This window comes from Streptosporangium sp. NPDC000239, from assembly GCF_040300765.1.
In the GTDB taxonomy this organism is placed as follows: domain Bacteria; phylum Actinomycetota; class Actinomycetes; order Streptosporangiales; family Streptosporangiaceae; genus Streptosporangium.
This window is the reverse complement of record NZ_JBEPEI010000008.1, coordinates 163,625-185,206: the sequence shown is the minus strand read 5'-3', so window position 1 is coordinate 185,206 and position 21,582 is coordinate 163,625. Positions and strand designations below refer to the sequence as shown.

The 21,582-nt window shown below is 70.5% G+C and carries 15 protein-coding genes; 12 read left to right on the top strand and 3 right to left on the bottom strand.

The genetic code is table 11. The annotated features are described in order from the left end of the window. Positions 1-36 precede the first annotated feature (36 nt). From ABT340_RS21655 to ABT340_RS21645, 3 genes are read left to right on the top strand one after another with little or no spacing between them, the layout of a single operon-like run. Entirely contained in the window at positions 37-9,381 is a 9,345-nt protein-coding gene (locus ABT340_RS21655) for a non-ribosomal peptide synthetase/type I polyketide synthase (RefSeq protein ID WP_352012592.1), read from the top strand. Further along, a complete protein-coding gene (locus tag ABT340_RS21650) occupies positions 9,371-11,038 on the top strand; it encodes a phytoene desaturase family protein (protein ID WP_352012591.1) in 1,668 nt (555 codons plus the stop codon). The genes ABT340_RS21655 and ABT340_RS21650 overlap by 11 nt, the downstream gene beginning before the upstream one ends. A gap of 9 nt (positions 11,039-11,047) precedes the next feature. Beyond that, entirely contained in the window at positions 11,048-12,799 is a 1,752-nt protein-coding gene (locus tag ABT340_RS21645) for a phytoene desaturase family protein (protein WP_352012590.1), read from the top strand. Positions 12,800-12,801: 2 nt separating this feature from the next. On the opposite strand, the gene ABT340_RS21640 is transcribed toward ABT340_RS21645, so the two are convergent. Continuing rightward, positions 12,802-13,365: a TetR/AcrR family transcriptional regulator gene (locus tag ABT340_RS21640; RefSeq protein WP_352012589.1), complete on the bottom strand. Its 564-nt coding sequence runs from the start codon at positions 13,363-13,365 to the stop codon at positions 12,802-12,804. A gap of 91 nt (positions 13,366-13,456) precedes the next feature. Between ABT340_RS21640 and ABT340_RS21635 the strand changes: the two genes are divergently transcribed. Then, positions 13,457-13,987, top strand: coding sequence for a carboxymuconolactone decarboxylase family protein (locus tag ABT340_RS21635; protein WP_352012588.1), 531 nt, complete (start codon positions 13,457-13,459; stop codon positions 13,985-13,987). After that, positions 13,984-14,202 (top strand): hypothetical protein, encoded by a 219-nt coding sequence (locus ABT340_RS21630; protein WP_352012587.1) that lies wholly within the window; start codon positions 13,984-13,986, stop codon positions 14,200-14,202. Before ABT340_RS21635 ends, ABT340_RS21630 begins: the two co-directional genes overlap by 4 nt. Here ABT340_RS21630 and ABT340_RS21625 read toward each other — a convergent pair. Then, positions 14,172-14,744: a shikimate kinase gene (locus ABT340_RS21625; RefSeq protein ID WP_352012586.1), complete on the bottom strand. Its 573-nt coding sequence runs from the start codon at positions 14,742-14,744 to the stop codon at positions 14,172-14,174. The genes ABT340_RS21630 and ABT340_RS21625 overlap by 31 nt on opposite strands. A 320-nt stretch (positions 14,745-15,064) precedes the next feature. Between ABT340_RS21625 and ABT340_RS21620 the strand changes: the two genes are divergently transcribed. The 5 genes from ABT340_RS21620 (at position 15,065) to ABT340_RS21600 (ending at position 18,703) form a co-directional block, all read left to right on the top strand. After that, the gene (locus ABT340_RS21620; protein ID WP_352012585.1) at positions 15,065-15,559 is read left to right on the top strand and encodes a hypothetical protein; all 495 of its coding nucleotides are present in this window, start codon (positions 15,065-15,067) and stop codon (positions 15,557-15,559) included. 62 nt (positions 15,560-15,621) lie between these two features. Then, positions 15,622-16,074: a hypothetical protein gene (locus tag ABT340_RS21615; RefSeq protein WP_352012584.1), complete on the top strand. Its 453-nt coding sequence runs from the start codon at positions 15,622-15,624 to the stop codon at positions 16,072-16,074. Between the two features lie 3 nt (positions 16,075-16,077). Continuing rightward, positions 16,078-16,740: a two-component system response regulator CseB gene (cseB, locus tag ABT340_RS21610; protein WP_352012583.1), complete on the top strand. Its 663-nt coding sequence runs from the start codon at positions 16,078-16,080 to the stop codon at positions 16,738-16,740. 3 nt (positions 16,741-16,743) lie between these two features. Then, on the top strand, positions 16,744-17,928 hold the full coding sequence (locus tag ABT340_RS21605; RefSeq protein ID WP_352012582.1) for an ATP-binding protein: 1,185 nt from the start codon (positions 16,744-16,746) through the stop codon (positions 17,926-17,928). Between the two features lie 193 nt (positions 17,929-18,121). After that, the gene (locus ABT340_RS21600) at positions 18,122-18,703 is read left to right on the top strand and encodes a TIGR03086 family metal-binding protein (RefSeq protein WP_352012581.1); all 582 of its coding nucleotides are present in this window, start codon (positions 18,122-18,124) and stop codon (positions 18,701-18,703) included. Between the two features lie 147 nt (positions 18,704-18,850). On the opposite strand, the gene ABT340_RS21595 is transcribed toward ABT340_RS21600, so the two are convergent. Then, positions 18,851-20,092, bottom strand: a complete 1,242-nt coding sequence (locus ABT340_RS21595; RefSeq protein ID WP_352012580.1) for an FAD-dependent monooxygenase — start codon at positions 20,090-20,092, stop codon at positions 18,851-18,853. A gap of 112 nt (positions 20,093-20,204) precedes the next feature. Between ABT340_RS21595 and ABT340_RS21590 the strand changes: the two genes are divergently transcribed. Beyond that, positions 20,205-20,747, top strand: coding sequence for a TetR/AcrR family transcriptional regulator (locus ABT340_RS21590; RefSeq protein ID WP_352012579.1), 543 nt, complete (start codon positions 20,205-20,207; stop codon positions 20,745-20,747). A gap of 192 nt (positions 20,748-20,939) precedes the next feature. Further along, positions 20,940-21,578, top strand: coding sequence for a biotin transporter BioY (locus ABT340_RS21585; protein ID WP_352012578.1), 639 nt, complete (start codon positions 20,940-20,942; stop codon positions 21,576-21,578). Positions 21,579-21,582: the final 4 nt, after the last annotated feature.

Genomic DNA, 21,582 nt, shown 5'->3' with positions numbered 1-21,582 from the left:
ATGCTCGCGCACAGCGCCATCACACAAGGATCAATCGTGACGGACCTCAGTAATGCTACTCTCCGTGACAAGATCGCCATTATCGGTATCGGGTGTAGATTCCCCGGAGGAGCCTCCGATCACCGTACGTTCTGGCAGAACCTGATCGAGGGCAAGGACTGCATCACGCCGACACCCGCCGACCGCTACGACGTCGCGACGCTCGGCAGCCGGGACAAGACGAAGCCGGGAAGGCTCGTCGGCGGCAGGGGCGGTTACATCGACGGCTTCGACGAGTTCGACCCCGCCTTCTTCGGCATCAGTCCCCGCGAGGCCGACCACATGGACCCGCAGCAGCGCAAGCTGCTCGAGGTGGCCTGGGAGGCGCTGGAGGACGGCGGCCAGAAACCCGGTGAACTGGCCGGGACCGACGTCGGAGTGTTCGTCGGGGCCTTCACCCTGGACTACAAGATCCTGCAGTTCGCCGACCTGAGCTTCGAGACCCTGGCGGCGCACACCGCCACCGGGACCATGATGACGATGGTCTCCAACCGCATCTCCTACTGCTTCGACTTCCGCGGCCCCAGTGTCTCCCTCGACACGGCCTGCAGCTCGTCGCTGGTGGCCGTGCACCTGGCGTGCCAGAGCCTGAGCAGGGGCGAGACCAGCCTCGCGCTCGCCGGAGGCACCCTGCTGCACATGACGCCGCAGTACACCGTCGCGGAGACCAAGGGGGGCTTCCTGTCCGCCGAGGGGCGCTCGCGCACCTTCGACGCCTCGGCCAACGGCTACGTGCGCGCCGAGGGCGTCGCCGTGGTCGCCCTCAAGCGCCTTGAGGACAGCCTGCGCGACGGCGACCCGATCCACGCGGTGATCGTGGGCAGCGGGGTCAACCAGGACGGCCGTACCAACGGCATCACGGTGCCGAACCCCGACGCCCAGGTCAGGCTGATCGAGCGTGTCTGCGCCGAGGCGGGCGTCGAACCCGGCAGCCTGCAGTACATGGAGGCGCACGGCACATCGACACCGGTCGGCGACCCGATCGAGGCGGGCGCGCTCGGCCGCGCGCTGTCCATCGGCCGCAGACCCGGCGCCAAGTGCTACGTCGGCTCGGTCAAGACGAACATCGGGCACACCGAGTCGGCCGCGGGGATCGCCGGTCTGATCAAGACCACCCTGGCCCTGAAACACCGGAAGATCCCCCCGCACATCAACCTCGAACAGGTCAACCCGGCCATCGACCTGGAGTCGATGCCGTACGAGATCCCGGCGGAGCCGACCGACTGGCCCGAGCACGAGGGACCGGCGCGCGCCGGCGTGAACTCCTTCGGCTTCGGCGGCACGAACGCGCACGTCCTGCTTGAGGAGGCTCCGTCACGCCCGGCAGAGCCCGCCCCCGCGCGCGACACGGGACACGCCATCCTGCCGCTGACCGCGCGCGACCCGCAGGCCCTGCCCGAACTGGTCAGGGGCGTCAGGCAGGAGCTCGCGGCCGGTGTCTCGCCCGGCGACCTCGGCTACACGCTGGCCCGCCGCCGTCAGCACCTCGAATCACGGCTCTCCGTGGTCTACTCCTCACCCGAGTCGCTCGACGAGCGCCTGGCCGACTACCTGCGCGGCGAGCAGGGGCCGTACGTGCTGCAGGACCAGCGGCGTGAGGGACCGCGGCCCGAGCTGGTGTGGGTCTTCACCGGCATGGGCCCCCAGTGGTGGGCCATGGGCCGCCAGCTCCTTGAGAGCGAGCCGGTCTACCGCGAGGTGATCGAAGACTGCGACCGTGAGATCCGCCAGCAGGCGGGCTGGTCGCTGATCGAGGAGATGGGCGCGGCCGAGGCCGACTCCAACATGGCGGAGACCTGGCTGGCGCAGCCGGCCAACTTCGCCGTGCAGATCGGCCTGGCGGCGCTGTGGCGCTCCTACGGCGTGCACCCCGACGCCATCGTCGGGCACAGCACCGGCGAGGTCGCCGCCTTCCACGAGGCGGGCGTCTACGACCTGCGCGAGGCGGTCAGGGTCGTGCTGCACCGCAGCCGCCTGCAGCAGAAGCTGGTCGGCACCGGCACCATGCTCGCCGTGAGCCTGCCGGAGGACGAGGCGCGGAGCCGCGTCGCCCCCTACGGCGACCTGATCTCGGTCGCCGCGGTCAACAGCCCGACCGCGATCACGCTGGCGGGCGAGGAGGAGGCGCTCGGCAGGTTGCAGGCCGAGCTGCAGGCCGAGCAGATCTTCGCCAAGTTCCTCACCGTGCGGGTGCCCTACCACAGCGCGCAGATGGACCTGATCAAGGACGAGCTGCTGTCCTCGCTGGCCGGGCTCGAAGGACACCCCGCGCGGGTCCCGCTCTACCTGACGGGCAAGGAGGGCCTCGCGCGCGGCCCCGAGCTGGACGCGGAGTACTGGTGGCACAACGTCCGCGACAGCGTCCGCTTCCGCGCCGCCGTCGACCGCCTCGCCGACGACGGCTACGGCCTGTTCCTTGAGATCGGGCCGCACCCGGTGCTGGGCCACTCGATCAAGGAGTGCCTGGAGGCCAAGGACGTCGAGGGCAGGACGCTGCCCTCCATCCGCCGCCAGGAGGATGAGAACGCGCGCTTCACCATGTCGCTGGCCGCCCTGCACAACCTGGGCGTCGACATCGCCTGGGACAGGCTCTACCCCTCGGGCGAGACGGTGACGCTGCCGCGCTACCCGTGGCGGCGCGACCGCTACTGGACCGAGCCCGAGCAGGTCAGGCAGGTACGGCTCGGCAGGCTCGACCACCCGCTGCTCGGCCGCCGCCTGGCCATGACCGAGCCCACCTGGGAGGTCAAGCTCGACACCGAGGCGCTGCCCTACCTCGACGACCACCGCATCCAGGGCAACGCGCTGTTCCCCGCGGCGGGCTACCTGGAGATGGCGACCCAGGCGGTGCTGGCGATGACCGGCGGCACGGAGGCGACCCTGGCCGACGTCGAGCTGCGCAAGGCGCTGTTCCTGCCCGAGGGCGAGGTCAGGACGGTCCAGCTGTCCTTCTCCTCGGAGGGGGCGTCCTTCACCGTGGCCACGGTGCCCGACGGCTCGGGCGACCGGGTCGTGCACGCGGGCGGCGTCGTGCGCGCGGGCCAGCACCGCAGGCTCAACCCGGCACTCGACATCGAGGGGATCAAGGCGCGCAGCGAACGCCACCTCCGGGGAGAGGGCTGCTACGCGGCGCTGGCGGACATGGGCTACCACTACGGCCCCGCCTTCCAGGGGATCGAGGAGGTCTGGATCGGCGGAGACGAGGCGCTCGCCCGCATCCGCCCGCCCGAGGCGCTCGGCGGCGACGCGGCCAACGCGCACTTCCACCCGGCGCTGCTCGACGCCTGCTTCCAGACCCTGCTGACGCCGCTGGTCCTCAGCCACACCGAGGGGACCGGCATCCGCCTGCCGCTGTCGATCGAGGAGGTGCGCGTCCGCCCCGTCGGCGACCGGCCGCTGTGGGTGCACGCGACCGTCGTACGGCGCGGCGGCGACGAACTGGTCGGCGACATCGCCGTCCACGACGCCGACGGCGCCTCGCTCGGCCGGATCAGCGGCTTCCGCGCCGCCGACGTCGAGAAGGCCTCGACGGCGGTCGGCAGGAGCACCATCGACGGCTGGCTGGCCGAGGTGACCTGGGTCCGCAGGCCGTACGGCGAACCTGCGGCCGAGAGCGGCGAGGGCGCGGCGGAGAACGCCGGTGAGACCACGCGGGACTGGCTGATCCTCGCCGACTCGCGAGGGGTCGCCGACGAGCTCGCGGGCCTGCTGCGCGCCCGGGGCACCCGCTGCCACCTGGTCCGCCCCTCGGACGTCTACCGTCTTGAGGACGCCGACGGCGAGTCCGCGGTCGTCCCCGGCTCCGCCGACGACCTCGCCCTTCTGTTCGACGGCCTGGAGGCGAGCGGCACGTCGTTCGGCACCGTCGCGCACCTGTGGAACCTCGACCTGCCGTCGATCGAGGAGACCGACCGCGACTCACTCGCCGGGCACAACGGCCTCGGCGCCTACTCGCTGGTCGCGCTGGCCCAGACGCTTCCCGCGGGGCAGGACGACAGCAGGCTGCACGTCGTCACCCGGGGCGCGCAGGCCGTCACCGCGGACGAGGCGGCCGAGCCGCTCGGCGCTCCCGCGTGGGGCGTCACCCGGGTGCTGCGCCACCAGGAGCTGACCGCCTGGCGCGGCAAGCTCGTCGACCTCGACCCCGCGGGCGGGGACGTCAAGGCCGAGGCCGAGGCGTTGCTGCGTGAGCTGCTGACCGACGACGAGGAAGAGATCGCCCTGCGCGGCGGCGAACGCCACACCAGCAGGCTCGCGCAGGCCGCGGACCTGACCAGCCCGCTCCCGCTGCGGCTGCGCGCCGACGGCGGCTACCTGGTGACCGGCGCGTTCGGCGCGCTCGGCAGGCTGATGTGCCGCACGCTCGTCGCGCGGGGCGCCCGCAGGCTGATCCTCGTCGGCCGCACCCGGCTGCCGGAACGAGACCGATGGCGCGAGACGGACCCGGACACCACCGCGGGCCGCAACGTGCGCTTCGTCAAGGAGCTTGAGGCGCTCGGCGCCCAGGTGATCCTGGCGCCGCTCGACATCACCGACGAGGCGGCCCTGACCGCCTGGCTCGACGACTACCGGCGCAACGACTCCCCGCCCATCCGCGGCGTGTTCCACCTCGCGGGCCACGTCCGCGACACGCTCGTCCCCGAGATGGACCGGCAGGCCTTCGACGCCGTCCACGGCCCCAAGGTCGCGGGCGCCTTCCTGCTCCACCGCCACCTGCGGGACGAACCGCTTGAGCACTTCGTGCTGTTCGCCTCGATCGCCTCGCTGCTGACGACCGCGGGCCAGACGAACTACGCGGCGGGCAACGCCTTCCTGGACGCGCTGGCGCACCACAGGCGCGCCAAGGGGCTGCCCGCGCTGAGCCTCGACTGGGGCCCCTGGGCCACCGGCATGATCGAGGAACTCGGCCTGATCGACCACTACCGCAACAGCCGGGGGATGAGCTCGCTGCCACCCGACGCGGGCATGGCGGTGCTCGAACGCGTCATCGGCCAGGACAAGGCCCAGCTGCTGGTCGCGACCGTCGTCGACTGGCCGGTCTTCATGGCCTGGTACGACTCGCCGCCGCTGCTGGTGACCGAGCTGGCCGCGGCCGCGGACACCTCCTCGCCCGCGGAGAGCGGGGGCTTCCTCGACACCTTCCGCGAGGCCGACGAGGACAAGCGCAGGCTCCTGGTGACCGAGCGGTTCACCGCGCTGGTCGCGGGCGTGCTGCGGGTGCGGGCGGAGCAGGTCGAGCCCGAGGTCAGCCTCAACACCCTGGGACTGGACTCCCTGCTCGCGATGGAGGTGCGGGCCCGGGTCCAGGCCGACCTCAAGGTCGCGCTGCCGGTGGTCGCCCTGCTCAGCGGCACCTCCGTCGCAGACCTGGTCACCCAGCTGCACGACGGCTTGGCCGCCCTGGTCGCCGCGGACGCGGACGACGACGGCGCCGACGCCGCGGTCGAGGTGTACCTGGACGAGAACCAGTACCCCCTGACCCAGAACCAGAAGGCGCTGTGGTTCCTCAAGCAGCTCAACCCCGACGGCTTCGCCTACAACATCGGCGGCGCGGTCGAGGTGCGGGTCGAGCTCGACCCGGAGCTGATGTTCGACGCCGTCCGCGCGCTGATCCGGCGCCACCCCATCCTGCGCGGCAACTTCGTCCTGCAGGACGGGCAGGCGCTGCAGCGGATCTCCGCCGAGGCCAGGGAGGACCTCGCCCTGTTCGACGTGCAGGACGAGGAGTGGGACGACATCTACCAGATGATCATCCGTGAGTACCGCAGGCCGTACGACCTGGAACGGGACCCGCTCGTCCGCTTCCGCCTGTTCAAGCGGGGTGAGGACCGCTGGGTGATCATGAAGGCGGTCCACCACATCATCTCCGACGCCATCTCGACCTTCACCTTCATCGAGGAACTGCTGGCCATCTACGAGGGCCTGCGCCGGGGCGAGCAGGTCGAGCTGCCGCCGCTGACGGCCACCTACCTCGACTTCCTCAACTGGCAGAACCGCTTCCTTGCCAGTCCTGACGCGCGGCGGATGCTCGACTACTGGCGCGGTCACCTGCCGGCCGAGGTGCCGCTGCTCAGCCTGCCCGTCGACAAGCCCCGCCCGGCCGTGCAGACCAACAACGGCGCCTCCGAGTTCTTCGTGCTCGACGCCGACCTCAGCGCCCGCGTCCACGCGCTGGCCCGTGAGAACAAGATGACCGTGTTCATGGTGCTGCTGAGCGCCTACTACCTGCTGCTGCACCGCTACTCGGGACAGGACGACATCATCGTCGGCAGCCCGGTGACGGGCCGCACCCAGGAGGAGTTCGCCTCCCTGTACGGCTACTTCGTCAACCCGCTGCCGCTGCACGTCAGCCTCGCCGGTGAGCCGTCGGTCTCCGAGCTGCTGGCGCAGGTCCACACCACGGTGCTCAACGGCCTGGACAACCAGGAGTACCCGTTCGTGCTGCTGGTGGACAAGCTCGGCCTGCAGCACGACCCCAGCCGCTCGGCGGTGTTCCAGGCGATGTTCATCCTGCTCGCCCACAAGGTCGCCACCGAGAAGTACGGCTACCGCCTGGAGTACATCGAGCTGCCCGAGGAGGAGGGGCAGTTCGACCTGACGCTCTCGGCCTACGAGGACGAGGCCGAGCAGCGCTTCCACTGCGTGTTCAAGTACAACACCGACCTGTTCCTGCCCGAGACGGCACGGCGCCTGGCCTCGCACTACGTCAACCTGCTCGACGCGCTGACCCGCGCCTCCTCGGCGCAGCCCGCGACCCGCCTCGAACTGCTCGCCGCCGACGAGCGCGAGCGGGTCCTGGAGACCTGGAGCGGTGCCAGGCGCAGGACGCTGCACGAGACCCCCGTGCACGAGCTGATCAGCAGGGCCGCCGCCAGGAACCCCGGCGCGGTCGCGGTCACCGCCCCCTCGGAGACGGGCGAGACCGTCCGGCTGACCTACGCCGAGCTTGAGGAGCGGTCCAGGGCGCTGGCGGGCAGGCTGCGCGGCCTGGGCGTGCGTGAGGGCGCGGTGGTCGCGCTGTGCCTGGACAAGTCCCCCGACCTGATCGTCACCCTGCTGGCGGTGCTGCGGGCCGGTGGAGCCTACCTGCCGCTCGACCCCGACTACCCCGCCGAGCGCCTGGCCTACATGGTGCGCAACGTGGGCGCCGCGCTCGCCGTCGTCGACGAGTCGGGCCGGGAGAGCCTGGCCGGGGCGGCGGGGATGACGCTGACCCTGGAGGAACTGCACCGGGACACCGCGGAGGCGCGGGACGACGAGCCGGAGCCCGAGGTCGGGCTCGACGACCCCGCCTACGTCATCTACACCTCGGGATCGACCGGCAGGCCGAAGGCCGTGCAGGTCACCCACCGTAACCTGGCCTCCGTCAACGCCGCCTGGCGGGAGGCCTACCGCCTGGACGAGGACGTCCGGGTGCACCTGCAGATGGCGAGCTTCTCCTTCGACGTCTTCACCGGTGACCTGGTCCGCGCGCTGTGCTCCGGCGGCAACCTGGTCCTGGTCCGCCGTGAGCTGCTGTTCGACACCGCGCGGCTGTACCGGACGATGCTGGAGGAGAAGGTCGACTGCGGCGAGTTCGTGCCCGCGATCGTCCGTGGCCTGACGGCCTACTGCGAGCGGGAGGGCGAGCGCCTGGACTTCATGCGCCTGCTGATCGTCGGCTCCGACGCCTGGAAGGTCGAGGAGTACCGGCGCCTGCACGCCCTGTGCGGCTCGCGGACCCGCCTGGTCAACTCCTACGGCCTCAGCGAGGCCACCATCGACAGCGCCTACTTCGAGGGCCCGGCCGACGAGCTCGACCCCAGCCAGATGGTGCCGATCGGGCGACCCTTCCCCAACAGCGCGCTGTACATCCTCGACGAGCACGGCGAGCCGGTGCCGCCCGGCGTCCCCGGTGAGCTGTGGGTCGGCGGCGAGGGCGTCGCGACCGGTTACCTCGGCGACCCCGAGCAGACCGCGCAGCGCTTCGTCACCGTGACCCTCGGCCGCGGGGACGGGGCCGAACCGTTACGGCTCTACCGCACCGGTGACCTGGCGAGCTGGGACGCCCACGGCGACGTGCGGCTCCTCGGGCGCGTCGACGCGCAGATCAAGGTGCGCGGCCACCGCATCGAGATCGGCGAGATCGAGACGCGGCTCGCCGCCTGGCCGACGCTGGCGCAGGCGGTGGTCACGGTCGTCGCGGACGCGCGCGGCGAGAACGCGCTGTGCGCCTACTGCGTGCCCGCCCAGGGCGAGTCCCTGGACTGGCGCGAGCTGCGCAGGCACCTGGCCGGGTACCTCCCGACCTTCATGGTCCCGTCGTACTTCGTCGAGCTGCCCGAGCTGCCGCTGACGCCCAACGGCAAGGTCGACGTCGCGGCGCTGCCCGCGCCCGAGGCGGACACCGGGGAGCGGGCCTACGAGGCGCCGGTGACGCTGTACGAGATGCGCATGGCCGAGCACTGGAAGGCGCTCCTCGGCCTTGAGCAGGTCGGCCTACAGCACGACTTCTTCGAGGTCGGCGGCAGCTCGATCAAGCTGATCGAGCTCATCTACCGGCTCCAGGGCGAGTTCAACATCACGATCCCGGTCAGCCACCTGTTCAAGGTCACGACCCTGCACGGCATGGCCAAGACGGTCGAGCACATCGTCACCGGCAGGCTGGGCGGCGCGCAGCCGTACCTGTGGTTCAACCCCGACCAGGACCGGACGATCTTCTGCTTCCCGCCCGCCGGCGGCCACGGCCTGGTCTACCGGCAGCTGGCGGCGCACCTGCCCGAGTACCGGTTCGTCGCGTTCAACTACGTGGCGGGGGACGACAAGGTCACCCACTACGCCGACCTGATCGAGTCCCTGAGGCCCGAGGGCCCCTGCGACCTGTTCGGCTACTCGCTCGGCGGCAACCTCGCCTTCGAGGTGGCCAAGGTGCTCCAGAGCCGGGGGCGCGAGGTGCCGAACGTGGTCATCATGGACTCCTACCGCATCTCCGAGTCCTTCGAGCTCGGGGAGGAGCACCTCGCGATCTTCGAGCGTGAGCTGAGCGAGCACCTGCTCAGGCACACCGGCTCGGAGATCGTGGCCGAGGAGACGCTCGGCCAGGCCAGGGAGTACATCGATTTCTCCAGCCGCACGCCGAACCTCGGAGTGGTCTCCGCCGCGGTCAGCGTGATCTCCGACGAGGAGAAGGTCTCCTTCTACGCCGCCGCCGAGAGCGGCACCTGGCACGGCAGCTCCGAGGTCCGCACCGAGGTCTTCCGCGGTTCGGGCACGCACGCCGAGATGCTCGGCCAGGACCACATCGCACGCAACGCGGACCTGGTCCGCGAGATCCTCGCGGGAGGCGCCACCCATGCCGGCTGAGACCGAACAGGACTGGAGCGTCCGCGAACGACCTCCAGGAGGCAGGCCCCGGGTCCTCGTCATCGGCGGGGGCGTCGCGGGCATGGCCACCGGCTGCTACGCGCAGATGAGCGGGATGGAGACCCGCGTCCTCGAAAGGCACGTCCTGCCGGGGGGCTGCTGCACCGCCTGGGCGCGTGACGGTTACGTCTTCGACTACTGCATCGAATGGCTGATCGGCACCGCCCCGGGCAACAACGCCAACCAGGTGTGGCGGGAGCTCGGCGCGCTCGACGGCAAGACGATCACCAACTTCGAGATGTTCAACAAGGTCACCGACGAGACCGGAAGGTCGGTGACGTTCTACAACGACCCGGACCGCCTGGAGCGGCACCTGCTGGAGGTCTCTCCCGCAGACGCCGCCCTGATCCGGTCGTTCTGCCGTGACCTGCGGCGCTTCGTGAACATCGACCTGTACCCGTTCCTGAAGCCGCCGCCGCTGCAGACGGCGCGGGAGAAGCTCGGCACGCTGCGGACGGTCCTGCCCGCCTTCCGGCTGTTCTGGCGCACCGCGGCGACGCAGATGCACACCTTCGCCGACAGGTTCCAGGACCCGCTGCTGCGCCGGGCCTTCCGCAACATCTTCTTCCAGGACCCGGAGAGCTTCCCGGTGCTGCCGTACCTGTTCAACATGGCCAGCGCCCACAACGGCAACGCCGGATTCCCGCAGGGAGGGTCGCTGGGGCTGGCCCGCTCCATCGAGGAGCGCTACACCTCGCTGGGCGGCACGATCAGCTACCGGGCGAGGGTGGACAGGATCCTGGTCGAGGACGGGCGCGCGGTCGGGGTCGAGATGCGGGGCGGCAAGCGGTACTACGCCGACCACGTCGTCTCGGCCTGCGACGGCCACACCACCGTGTACGGCCTGCTGGAGGGCAAGTACACCAGCCCGAGGATCGAGAAGCTCTACGACGAGATGCTGAACCGCCCCGGCATCCTGTTCCCCGCGGTGGTCTCGGCCTTCGTCGGCATCGACGGCGACTTCGAGCCCGGCGACGCGCACAGCACCACCTACCTGCTGCCCGAGGAGGAAGGGGCCAGGCTGCCCGGCGCGCTGCAGAGCAGCCTGGTCGTGCAGCTGCGCTCGCGCTACTCCGAGGGGTTCGCGCCGCAGGGCAAGTCGGTGATCCACTGCACCTACTTCAGTGACTTCGGCTACTGGAGGACGCTGCGCACGGAGAACCGCAAGGAGTACTGGGCGCGTAAGCGGCAGGTCGCCGACTTCGTCCGGGACTTCCTGGAGCGGCGCTATCCGGGGCTCGGTGAGCGCATCGACCTGGTCGACGTGGCCTCGCCCGCGACGACCAGGCGCTACACCGGCAACTTCAACGGAAGCATCCTCGCCTGGAAGGCCTTCTCCGACGCCGACGACCTCGCGACCAAGCTGGTCAACGAGGACCGTATGCGGCTGCCGGGGCTGCGCGGCTTCTCCATGGCCGGTCAGTGGGTCGGCATGGGCGGCCTGATCCGCGCCGCCTCGACCGGGCGTTTCGTCGTGCAGTACCTGTGCGAGGAGCTGGGGATGGAGTTCAAGGCCTGGGAGAGCGACAACGACGAGGCCTGGCACCCGGGGAAGTTCGGCCACATGCCACAGCTCGACAAGCGGCTCGTGCGATAGGTGGCGACAGTGATCACCAAGGAGAACAGGGACGTGTCACGGCCCGGTCAGAACAGAGAGACGATGATCATCATCGGCGCCGGTCTCGGTGGTCTGTCCACCGGCTGCTACGCGCAGATGAACGGGTACAGGACCCAGATCTTCGAGATGCACGAGATCCCCGGCGGCTGCTGTACGGCGTGGGAGCGGGGTGACTTCACCCTCGACTGCTGCATCAGCTGGCTGCTCGGCAACGGGCCGGGCAACCAGATGCACCAGATCTGGCTCGAACTCGGCGCGCTCCAGGGCAAGCAGATGCGTCACTTCGACGTGTTCAACATCGTGCGGGGACGCGACGGCAGGGCGGTGTACTTCTACTCCGACCCCGACCGGCTCCAGGCGCACCTGCTCGACCTCTCGCCCGCCGACGCCAAGCTGATCAAGGACTTCTGCGCGGGGCTGCGGGCGTTCAGGAAGTGCCTGGCCGTCTACCCCTTCCTGAAGCCGGTCGGCCTGATGGGCCGGATCGAACGGCTGCGGATGCTGGCCTCCTTCGTCCCCTACTTCAACGTCATCCGCAAGTCGATGGCGGTGCTGATGACGGAGTACTCGGCGAGGTTCAAGGACCCGCTGCTGCGGGAGGCGTTCAACTTCATCCTCTACGAGAAGCACGCCGCCTTCCCGGTGCTGCCGTTCTACTTCCAGCTGGCCTCGCACGCCAACCTGTCGGCGGGCGTTCCCGAGGGCGGCTCGCTCGGCCTGTCCACCTCGATCGAGCAGCGCTACCTGCGGCTCGGCGGCAAGGTGACCTACAACGCCAAGGTCGAGGAGGTGCTGGTCGAGGACGACCGCGCGGTCGGCGTACGGCTCAGCGACGGCAGCGAACACCGCGCCGACATCGTGGTCTCCGCCTGTGACGGCCACACCACGATGACGAAGTTCCTCAAGGGGCGCTACCTCAACGAGGCCTACCGGAAGCTGTACACCACGACCATCAAGGAGCCGGGCATGGTCTTCCCCGGCTACTTCTGCCTGTTCCTCGGCCTGCGGCGCCCCTTCCCCGAGGGGGACCCCTGCACCACCTATCTGCTCACGGAGGAGGAGGCCGCCGACCTGACCGGCATCCGCCACCCGAGCATCAACGTGCAGTTCCGCAGCATGCACTACCCCGAGCTGTCGCCGGAGGACAGCACCGTGGTCTACGCGACCTACTTCTGTGACATCGCCCCCTGGCGCGCCCTGGCCGAGGGGCCGGAGCAGTCCAGCCGCAAGCACAAGGGAGAGGAGATCCACACCATGCCGGTACGGCGCGGCCGCGAGTACTCCGCGGCCAAGCGCCGGGCGCGGCTGGCGCTCATGGAGTTCCTCGAACGGCGCTTTCCCGGCATCACGGACGCGGTGGCCGTACGCGACGTGTCGACGCCGCTCACCCAGGTCCGCTACACCGGCAACTACGACGGGACCGTCCTGGGCTGGCAGCCGTTCGTGGAGAGCGGAGAGACCCTGGAGGAACTGGTCAAGAAGCACGGCCCCGGCCTGCCCGGGCTGGAGAACTTCTACCAGTCGGGCGTGTGGGCCACCACCGGCGGCCTGATCCGCGCCGCCGCGGCGGGCAGGCACGTCATGCAGTTCGTCTGCCGTGACGACGGCAAGGAGTTCACCGCCTCCATCGACGACACGGCTCCGCCGCCGACCCACCTCGTGATACCGGTCGGGCCGCGTCCCGGCCGGGCGGACGCCCCGGCGGAACCCCGCAGGCAGGCTGTGCCCACCGGCCGGTAGTTTCAGGGGGCGGCCGCTTCTCCGGCCGCCCCCATGAGCGTCTCCGCGACGGCCCGGGCCCGCAGGGCGGGGACGGTGGAGCGTTCACGCAGGGCGGTGACGATGGCGCCGTCCATGAGCATGACGAGTTGCGGCGCGAGCGCGGCGGCGCGGGGGTGCCCGGCGGCGGTGAGCAACGACTCGACGTAGCCGGTCACCCGGTCCTTGTGGCCGGCCGCGACCCGGTGCGCGGCGCCCGCGGGGTCGGCGGCCTCCACCATCGTGTTGATGAACGCGCAGCCGCGGAAGTCGGCGCGGGCGAACCGTTCGGCGAGCGCGTCGAAGACCGCCAGCGGCCCGCCGCCGTGCGCGGCGACCCGTTCGGCCAGCCACTCGCGCCACCGCCGGTCACGGCGTTCGAGCACGGCCACGACCAGGTCGTCCTTGCCGGGGAAGTGGCGGTAGAAGGAGGCGCGCCCCACCTTGGAGACGGTCAGGATCTGCTCGACGCCGACCGCGCGCACCCCCTGGGCGTAGAAGAGCTCCTCGGCGGTGTCCAGCAGGCGTTCACGGGCTCGGGTCGGCACGTCGTCGATTCTATCCGCCGTTGACGCAAATGGAACTGATCGGTACCGTCTTCTCAAACGGAACCGACCGGTACCGTTTTGGACTCTGATCATGGAGGACACCATGCCGAGGCTGCCGCAGCTGACCGAGGATCCCGACGGCCTGCTTGAGGAGACACGACGGCAACTGGGCAGAGTGCCCAACCTGTACGCCGCCCTGGCCAACGGCCCCGCCGCGCTCCGCGGCTATCTGGCCATGCGCGACGCGCTGTCCCGCGGCGTGCTCAGGGCCAGGCTGCGCGAGCAGATCGCCCTGCTGGTCGCCCAGGAGAACCGCTGCGTCTACTGCGTCAGCGCGCACACGCTGCGCGGCGGCCTGATGGGCATGGACGGGCGGCAGCTTGAGCGCACCCGCGACGCCCGCGACGACGACCCGCACACCGAGGCGGTGCTGCGCCTCACCAGGCAGGTCGTCAGGACGGGCGGCAGGGTGGACGACGAGGAGCTCGCCCTGGCCAGGAAGGCCGGGGTGACCGACGCCGAACTCGCCGAGATCGTCGCGCACGTGGCGCTCAACACCCTGTCCAACCACTTCAACCACCTGGCCCGCCCTGACCTGGACTTCCCCGAGGTGACCGTATGACCCTCACCTGGCGCACCGCCTCCGTCGAACTCGTCGAGGGATACCTGCTGACCGGCGAGGACGGCGCGCCCACCACCCGCGTGGGACAGGCCCGCGTCGCCTTCGAAGGGGGGTTCGCGCACGTCGAGGTGCCGGGCAGCGGTCGCGTCGAGGTGCTCTCCGCCCCGGCGATCCGCCTGGTCACCTACCGTTCCGAGGACTCCTGCGCCGTGTGACGCCCGCCGTGAACCTTCCGGCGGGGCCGCAGTCCCTCCAGGTGGTCCAGTACGGCTCGCGTCACCTCGCGCTTGGAGGCCGAGGGACGCTGGAAGCGCAGGTCGGCGACCTCCTCGAAGAAGGCGGCCCTGCGCTCGTGCAGCTCGGTCGCCAGGGCCAGCGGCTCCATGCCGAACCGCGGCCGGTACGGCTTGGCGGCGATCTTCTCGGCGACGAACTCGGGGGCGGCGTCCAGCCAGACGACCAGGGCGGGCTTCATCTCGGTCCGGGCGCCGGGGTCGTCGAGCACACTGGAGGCGGCGGCGATGACCGGAGCGGGCCGCTCCGCGAGGCAGGCCCGCAGGTGCTCGACCTCCCTGGCGTGCAGGACCTCCATCCCCTCACGCTCGGCGATCTCCGCGGCCGTGGCGCCGTAGCGTTCCCGGAGATACTCGTCGCTGTCGCGCACGGGCCTGCCGAGGCTCTCGCCGAGCAGGCGCGAAACGCTGGTCTTTCCCGCCCCCATCAGGCCGACCACGACGATCGGGATGTCGTTCGTCATGCTGCCCTCCTCCTGCCGGCGCCCAGGTGATCCCCACCGTCGCCTCTGCCCGGAAAACACCGTCCCATCCACCCTGGTTTCCCCTCTCCCATCGGCTTCCCGGCCTTGCGGGGGAACAGACCGGTTTGCTGCCTCCTGCCGGAGGACCGGAAAACGGGCACACGCGACGGTCCTCCACGGCGAACCTCTCGATGGAGGGCTGTTACAAAGCCGCAGGAAGACCGAGAAGTTTCCCTCCTACCGTCATCGTTGTGCCGGGCGGGGCGTGCTGAGACGCCTCTCGTCGGGTCCCGGCGCGTACGAGGCCCAAGGGGGAGACGATGAGAAGGATCACAACGGCCGTGGCCGTCACGCTGCTCGGGTTCGTGGTGGTGACCTGCGCGGCGGCCTGCGGGGCCGACGAGGTCAGGCGGCCGCTGGCCCAGACGTTGTCCCCGGAGGACGCGGAGCCGGTCTCCCACGAGGTTCCGCAGGAGAGCGGGGTCTATGTGATCAATCTGTACGGTGCCGAGGAGGGGCAGCCCGCCCGGCGCCCGGCGAACCTGGTCGCCTCCGAGTTCAGCACCCTCAAGGGGATCACCTGGCGGAGCTGGGGTCCGGAGAGGGCCGTCGGCGGCGGCAGGCTGAGCGGGACGTGGTGCCTGCCCGGCTGTCAGACCAGGCCGTACGATGCGACGATCACTCTCAGCAAGGCCAGGAAGGTCGGGGAGAGGCGCTACTTCACGAAGTTCGACATCACCGGTGACTTCCCCCGCCCTGACAGCCCCAAGGACACTCTGAGCGGGACGCTCCCGCTGCCGTTCTCCACCCCCTGAACTGCGGGTTTCTGAGCGGAGGGGTCAGCGGGTCGCATACCCTCCACACGATGATGACCGGTGTGAAGCGAGCAGCCCCCCTGAGCGCCGCCGTTCTGACCGCTGTTCTGACGATGATTCCGGTGGTGGCGGGGTGCGGAGCGGACGGCGGGGTGCGGGTGGAGGGGTCGGCGCCGCCCTCCAAGCCCCCCAGAGGGCCCGTCTACGTGATCGCCTACCTGGGAGATCCGCTGCGACGGCCGAGCAGGCTCGCGTTGGACGAGTTCAACAGCGTCACGGGGATTCGCTGGGAGTCCTGGGGAGGAGAGAGCGCCGTGGGAACGGGTGAGCTGAGCGGCACGTGGTGTCTGCCCGGCTGTCAGGAGAGGCCCTACCGGGGGACGATCACGCTCAGTGAGCTGATCTGGCACGAGCGGGCCGGATACTACGGCCGGTTCACGGTGAGGGCCGACGGCCTCCCTCCTGACAAGGCCAAGGAGCTGACCGGCGGGAAACTCACGGTGCCGGAGTCCTGAGACATGATCGACGTGCTCCTGGTCGAGGATGACCCGGTGATCCGCGAGGCCACTGGCATGGCCCTGGAGCTGTACGGCATGCGGGTGCGGACCGCGTCCGACGGACTGGGCGGCCTGGCCGAGTTCCGCGCCCGCCCACCGGATGTCGCGCTGCTGGACGTCATGCTTCCGCACCTGGACGGGGTCAGCCTGGCCAGGCGGATCAGGGAGGGCGGCGAGACCCCGATCATCATGATCTCCGCCAGGTCCGACGCGATCGACGTGATCAACGCCCTGGAGGCAGGGGCCGACGACTACGTCACCAAGCCGTTCGACGCCGCCGTGCTTCACGCCAGAATCCGCGCCGTGCTCCGCCGTGTCGCCATGCCCGGGCAGGCGAACGCGCCACTCGCCTTCGGCGACCTCGCGATCGACGTCGAGTCCATGGAGGTACGGCTGCGCGGCGAGCGGGTGGCGCTGACGCCGACCGAGCTGAAGCTCCTGCTGGAGTTCGCCGCGGAACCGGGGGTCGTGCTGTCGAGGGACACTCTGCTCAACCGGGTCTGGGACTACGCCTGGGACGGGGACACCAGGGTCGTCGACGTCCACGTGCAACGGCTCAGAGCCAAGATCGGTAACGACCGCATCGAGACCGTGCGCGGTTTCGGCTACAAACTGCGGAGATGACGCATGGGTCTGCGCGCGAAGCTCAGCCTGGTCATCGTGGGAATGTCGGTGCTCGTCGCCACGGTCCTGAGTCTTCTGGTCCACACACGTACGGCCGTCGTCACACTCGACTCCGCGCGGCGCGGTCTGGACGCCGAGCTGACGAGCACCCTGATCCGTCACCAGGAGGGGCAGGACACCCCGCTGGCGGCCGGAGACGTTCCCGCGCCGCTGGCCGCGGCCCTCGGCGAGGGGACACGCGCCACCTACCTGCAGGACGGCACCACTCTCTGGGCGGCGACCAGGGCCGACGGGCAGACGCTCTCGCTGCGCCGCTCCTACGAGGCGGAGAACGCGGAGCTTGCCCGGCTCGACCGCATCCTCCTCGGTTCCGGCCTGGCGGCGGCGCTGTTCGCCTCCGGTGTGGGGCTGGTGGTCGCGGGCGGGCTCAGCAGCAGGATCCGCGCGGTGGCGAGAACGGCCGCCCACATCGCCGAGGGGGACCTGTCCGCCCGGGTCGAGGCGCGGGGCCGGGACGAGATCGCAGCCGTCGGGGCGGCGCTCGACCAGATGGCCGACGCGTTGCGGGCCAGGCTCGAAGCGGAGCGACGGGTCACCGCCGACATCGCCCACGAGCTGCGCACCCCCGTCGCGGGACTGGTCACGGCGGCAGGGCTGTTACCGTCGGGGCGCCCCGCCGAACTGGTCAGGGACAGCGCCGCGACGCTGCGCCGCCTGGTCGAGGACATCCTGGAGGTGGCCCGGCTCGACGCCTCCGCCGAGACGCCGGTCAGGGAGGTCCGCTCCTCGGGGGCGCTGGCCAGGCGGGCGGTCGTGGCCTCGGGGGTGCCGGGCGTCGAGGTGGTCGTCGCAGGGGAGGCCGAGGTGGAGACCGACCCGCGACGGGTCGAGCGGATCCTCGCCAACCTCGTCACCAACGCGGCAAGACACGGAGCCCCGCCCGTTCGGGTCAACGTCACCGGGTTCAGCGTGACGGTCAGGGATCACGGTCCCGGTTTCCCCGAACCGATGCTCGTCATGCTCCGCGAGCACGGCCCACAGCGCTTCGGCACCGGGTCGGCCGCCCGTGAGGACGGCGTCGGCCTCGGGCTGACCATCGCCGCGGGACAGGCCCGTGTCCTCGGGGCGCACCTCAGCTTCGCCAACGCCCCGGACGGCGGTGCGATCGTCCGGCTGGACCTCGCCTGACCCGGTGGTGCCTGCCGGTGCCTGCCGGGGCCCGGCGGTGCGGAGTGGCCGGTACCGTCCGGACCGCCGGGCACCATCTGCGAGACGACGGAACCGGGCGCAGGCTCGCACACCGGGGCTGGAGATCGGCCCCGGATATTGTCTGAGCCCCGCGGTAGCGTCCCTGGCGACGCCGACGAGAACGGGGAACCCCATGAGTGACATCGCCACCCGCTATCGAACCCGTGCCGACATCTTCGCGGCCAAGATCGCCGCTGTGGAGCCCGGCCGCTGGTCCGACCCGTCCCCCTGTGAGGAGTGGACCGCGAGAGACGTCGTCGGTCACATCATCGACATGCACGCCGTGATGCTCAGGCCCCTGGGCCGGTCGCTGAGCCCCGCGCCGTCCGTCGCGCAGGACCCGCTCGCCGCCTTCACCGCGGCCCGCGCCGACGTGGAGGCCCTGCTCGACGACCCGGCCACCGCCGAGAGGAAGGTGGACACCCCGACCGGCAACGTGTCCGTCGAGCAGCACATCGACCAGGTCGTCAGCGCCGACATGGTGCTGCACGGCTGGGATCTGTCCCGGGCCACCGGGCAGGACGACACGATCGACCCGGCCGAGGTCGAGGCGATGTGGCCCCATGTTCAGTACATTCCCGATGAGATGCGCATCCCCGGTGCCTTCGGCCCCGGGGTCGTCGTCCTGGGGCCGGAGGTAGAGGTCCCCGACGACGCCCCGCTCCAGCACCGCCTTCTCGGCCTGTTCGGCCGCGACCCGAACTGGTCCGCCTGAACCGGGGAGGGCGGAAGCCCCGGCCCACGCGTCCGGGCCGGGAGGAGGGCTCGCGGAGGCGTCCTTGGTCACGGTCCGTTTCATGAGCCCAGGCAGGAGAAAGAAGCACGTACACGGGTGGGAGAGGGGGTGCTCCGGCGGAGCGGATCAGCCGGTGACGCCGGTCCTGGGGGTGAGGCCGCGTGAATAGTCCTTCGTCCTGACCTCGTCGTGCAGGCGCAGCCCCCTGGCGCCCATGTCGGTCAGGGTGCGGGCGGCGGAGGTGGGGATGTGGTTGATCAGCCACATCCCCCACGTCAGGGTCCGCAGTGCCCCGGGGCTGGTGGGGATGAGCCGCTTGGCCGCGCCGACGGCGAAGGAGCGGCTGCGCCGTACGTAGTCGCCGATCTCCCGCTCGTAGGCGGGGAAGGCGCGGGTGTGGTCGCCGCCTGCCTCGGCCAGCTCGCCCGCCAGGACGTAGGCGCCGACGACGGCCAGACTGGTGCTGCCGCCGACCGCGGGGCCCGGGCAGTAGCCCGCGTCCCCGGCCAGGCTCACCCGCCCCCGTGACCAGGTGTCCATGCGCAGCTGGGTGATCGAGTCGAAGTAGAACGCCGTGGCGCGGTCGAGCTCCTCGCCCAGCAGGCGGGGGACCTCCCAGCCCATCCCGGCGAACTGCTCCCGCAGCAGTTCCTTCTGCCGGGCGACGTCCCGGTGGTGATAGTCGAGTTCGGCCGGAGGGCGGAACAGGAAGACGGCGCGGGCGTCGTCCAGGTGGGCGCCGCCGTACACGCCGACCATCCTGTTGACGCCGGTGATGCCCGATATGCGGTCGCGCAGCCCCAGATAGTTGGGGATCGACATGACCGCCAGGTAGGCCCCGATCCAGGCCGTGTAGCGCGACTCGGGGCCGAAGACCAGGCGCCGGACGTTGGAGTGCAGCCCGTCGGCACCGATGACCAGGTCGAACCTGCGGGCCGGTCCCCGTTCGAAGGTGACCTCGACGCCGTCGGCGTCCTCGGTCAGGGAGGCGATGGAGTCGCCGAAGACGTACTCGGCGTCGTGCCGGGTGGCCTCGTACAGGATCTCGCCCAGGTCGTCGCGCATGATCTCGGCGTGCCGGTCGGACACGACGCGCATCAGCCTGCCGACGTCGAGTGTGTGCGGGCGGTCGCCGTTCTCCGCCAGGAAGGAGAGCCACTCGGTGCCGGTCTTCCTCGCCTGGACGGCCCCGGCCAGTCCCATCCTGTCGACGATGTCCATGGCCGGGCGGAACAGGTCGACCGCGTGGCCGCCGGCCTTGCGGGGGGAGGGGGCCCGCTCGACGACGGTGACGGCGAAGCCGTATCTGGTGAGCCAGTAGGCGAGGACGGGCCCGGCGACGCTGGCGCCGGAGATGAGGATCCGCATGCGCCGTCTCCTTACTTAACGGGAGGTAAGTTAATTACTTAACGATAGGTAAGCACGGTTGACGGCGGGGCGCAAGTCTTACTGAACGATAGGTAAGCGATACTCTTGGCTCATGGCGAGGCCCTCGGACACCAAGATCCGCATCCAGGCGACGGCGCGTGAGCTCTTTCGTGAGCAGGGTGTGCAGAACACCAGCCTCAAGCAGATCTCCGACCGGCTCGGCATCACCAAACCGGCTCTCTACTACCACTTCTCCTCGCGGGAGGAGCTGGTCAGGAGCATCCTGCAGCCCGTCATGGACACCCTGGAGGCGTTCGTCATCGGGCGTGAGCCGGGGGAGGGGCGGCTACTGCTCGAAGACTACTTCGATCTCATCTGGCGCTACCGCGAGGAGATCTCGATGGTGCTGCACGCGCCGACCGTGCTCGCCGAGCTGGAAATGGTCGATCGGATGTGGCGCTGGCGCAAGGAGCTGACCGTGCTCCTGCTCGGCCCCGCTCCCTCGGACGCCGCCCGGATCCGCTCGACCGTGGCGCTGGGCGGCATGGCCGACTGTGTGGTCGAGCACGCGGATCTCCCCGCGCAGGAGGTCAAGGCCGCCGCCGTCGAGGCCGCGCTCGCCGCCCTTGGACCGCTCGGCCAGGCGACCCCCTGAGGATCACCGAAAGGCGCTTTTCGGGCACCTAAAGTGACCGTATACCCTCCTTCGTACGAGTATGGGTGGTGTACGGGTGGGGACCGGTATCCGTTCTCCCAGACGGCCGTGTGGAATGTTGTGGGGTTCCTCCATGCGTGACCCGGCACCTCCTGGTGTGGGATCGACCTCATGACAGATGAAGGGAAGACGGTGTCACAGCAGGAAGGGACGGCGGGCTCCTCGTCGGGCTCCTCGTCGGGCCGAGGCTTCTCCACCGGAGATCTGGCCAGGGTCAGCGTGTTCGCCGCGCTGATCGCCGTGCTCGGACTGCCCGGGGCGCTGAACGTCTTCGGCAACGCGGTGCCCATCACCCTGCAGACGTTCGGCGTCATGCTCGCCGGAGCGATCCTGGGCACCTGGCGGGCCGGGCTCGCCGTAGCGGTCCTCATGGCGCTCGTCGCGACGGGACTGCCGTTGCTGGCCGGCGGCCGTGGCGGACTCGGCGTCTTCGTCGCGCCCTCCGCCGGGTTCCTGCTCGGCTGGCTGCCCGGCGCGATGCTGACCGGCTGGATCGTCGAGCGCGGCGGGCGCACCCCGGGCATCGTCCGCCTGCTGATCGCCTGCCTCCTCGGCGGCGTCGGGATGGTCTACCTCCTCGGCATTCCCGTGCAGGCGGCCGTGACCGGCGTCTCCCTGGGACAGGCCGCGCTGCTCAGCCTCACCTTCCTGCCCGGCGACCTGATCAAGGTGGTGCTCGCCTCCCTGGTGGTCAGGGGGACGCAGCGGGCCTACCCCGACGCCGTCCCCGCCGTGCGGCACGAGCGGCTCAAGGCCGCGGGGAGGCGTTGACCCG

Coding starts and splice junctions, on each gene's coding strand:
- cseB (WP_352012583.1), top strand. CDS start 16,078: ATGATCGACGTGCTCCTGGTCGAGGATGACCCGGTGATCCGCGAGGCC.
- ABT340_RS21650 (WP_352012591.1), top strand. CDS start 9,371: ATGCCGGCTGAGACCGAACAGGACTGGAGCGTCCGCGAACGACCTCCA.
- ABT340_RS21590 (WP_352012579.1), top strand. CDS start 20,205: ATGGCGAGGCCCTCGGACACCAAGATCCGCATCCAGGCGACGGCGCGT.
- ABT340_RS21605 (WP_352012582.1), top strand. CDS start 16,744: ATGGGTCTGCGCGCGAAGCTCAGCCTGGTCATCGTGGGAATGTCGGTG.
- ABT340_RS21635 (WP_352012588.1), top strand. CDS start 13,457: ATGGAGGACACCATGCCGAGGCTGCCGCAGCTGACCGAGGATCCCGAC.
- ABT340_RS21595 (WP_352012580.1), bottom strand. CDS start 20,092: ATGCGGATCCTCATCTCCGGCGCCAGCGTCGCCGGGCCCGTCCTCGCC.
- ABT340_RS21620 (WP_352012585.1), top strand. CDS start 15,065: ATGAGAAGGATCACAACGGCCGTGGCCGTCACGCTGCTCGGGTTCGTG.
- ABT340_RS21625 (WP_352012586.1), bottom strand. CDS start 14,744: ATGACGAACGACATCCCGATCGTCGTGGTCGGCCTGATGGGGGCGGGA.
- ABT340_RS21630 (WP_352012587.1), top strand. CDS start 13,984: ATGACCCTCACCTGGCGCACCGCCTCCGTCGAACTCGTCGAGGGATAC.
- ABT340_RS21600 (WP_352012581.1), top strand. CDS start 18,122: ATGAGTGACATCGCCACCCGCTATCGAACCCGTGCCGACATCTTCGCG.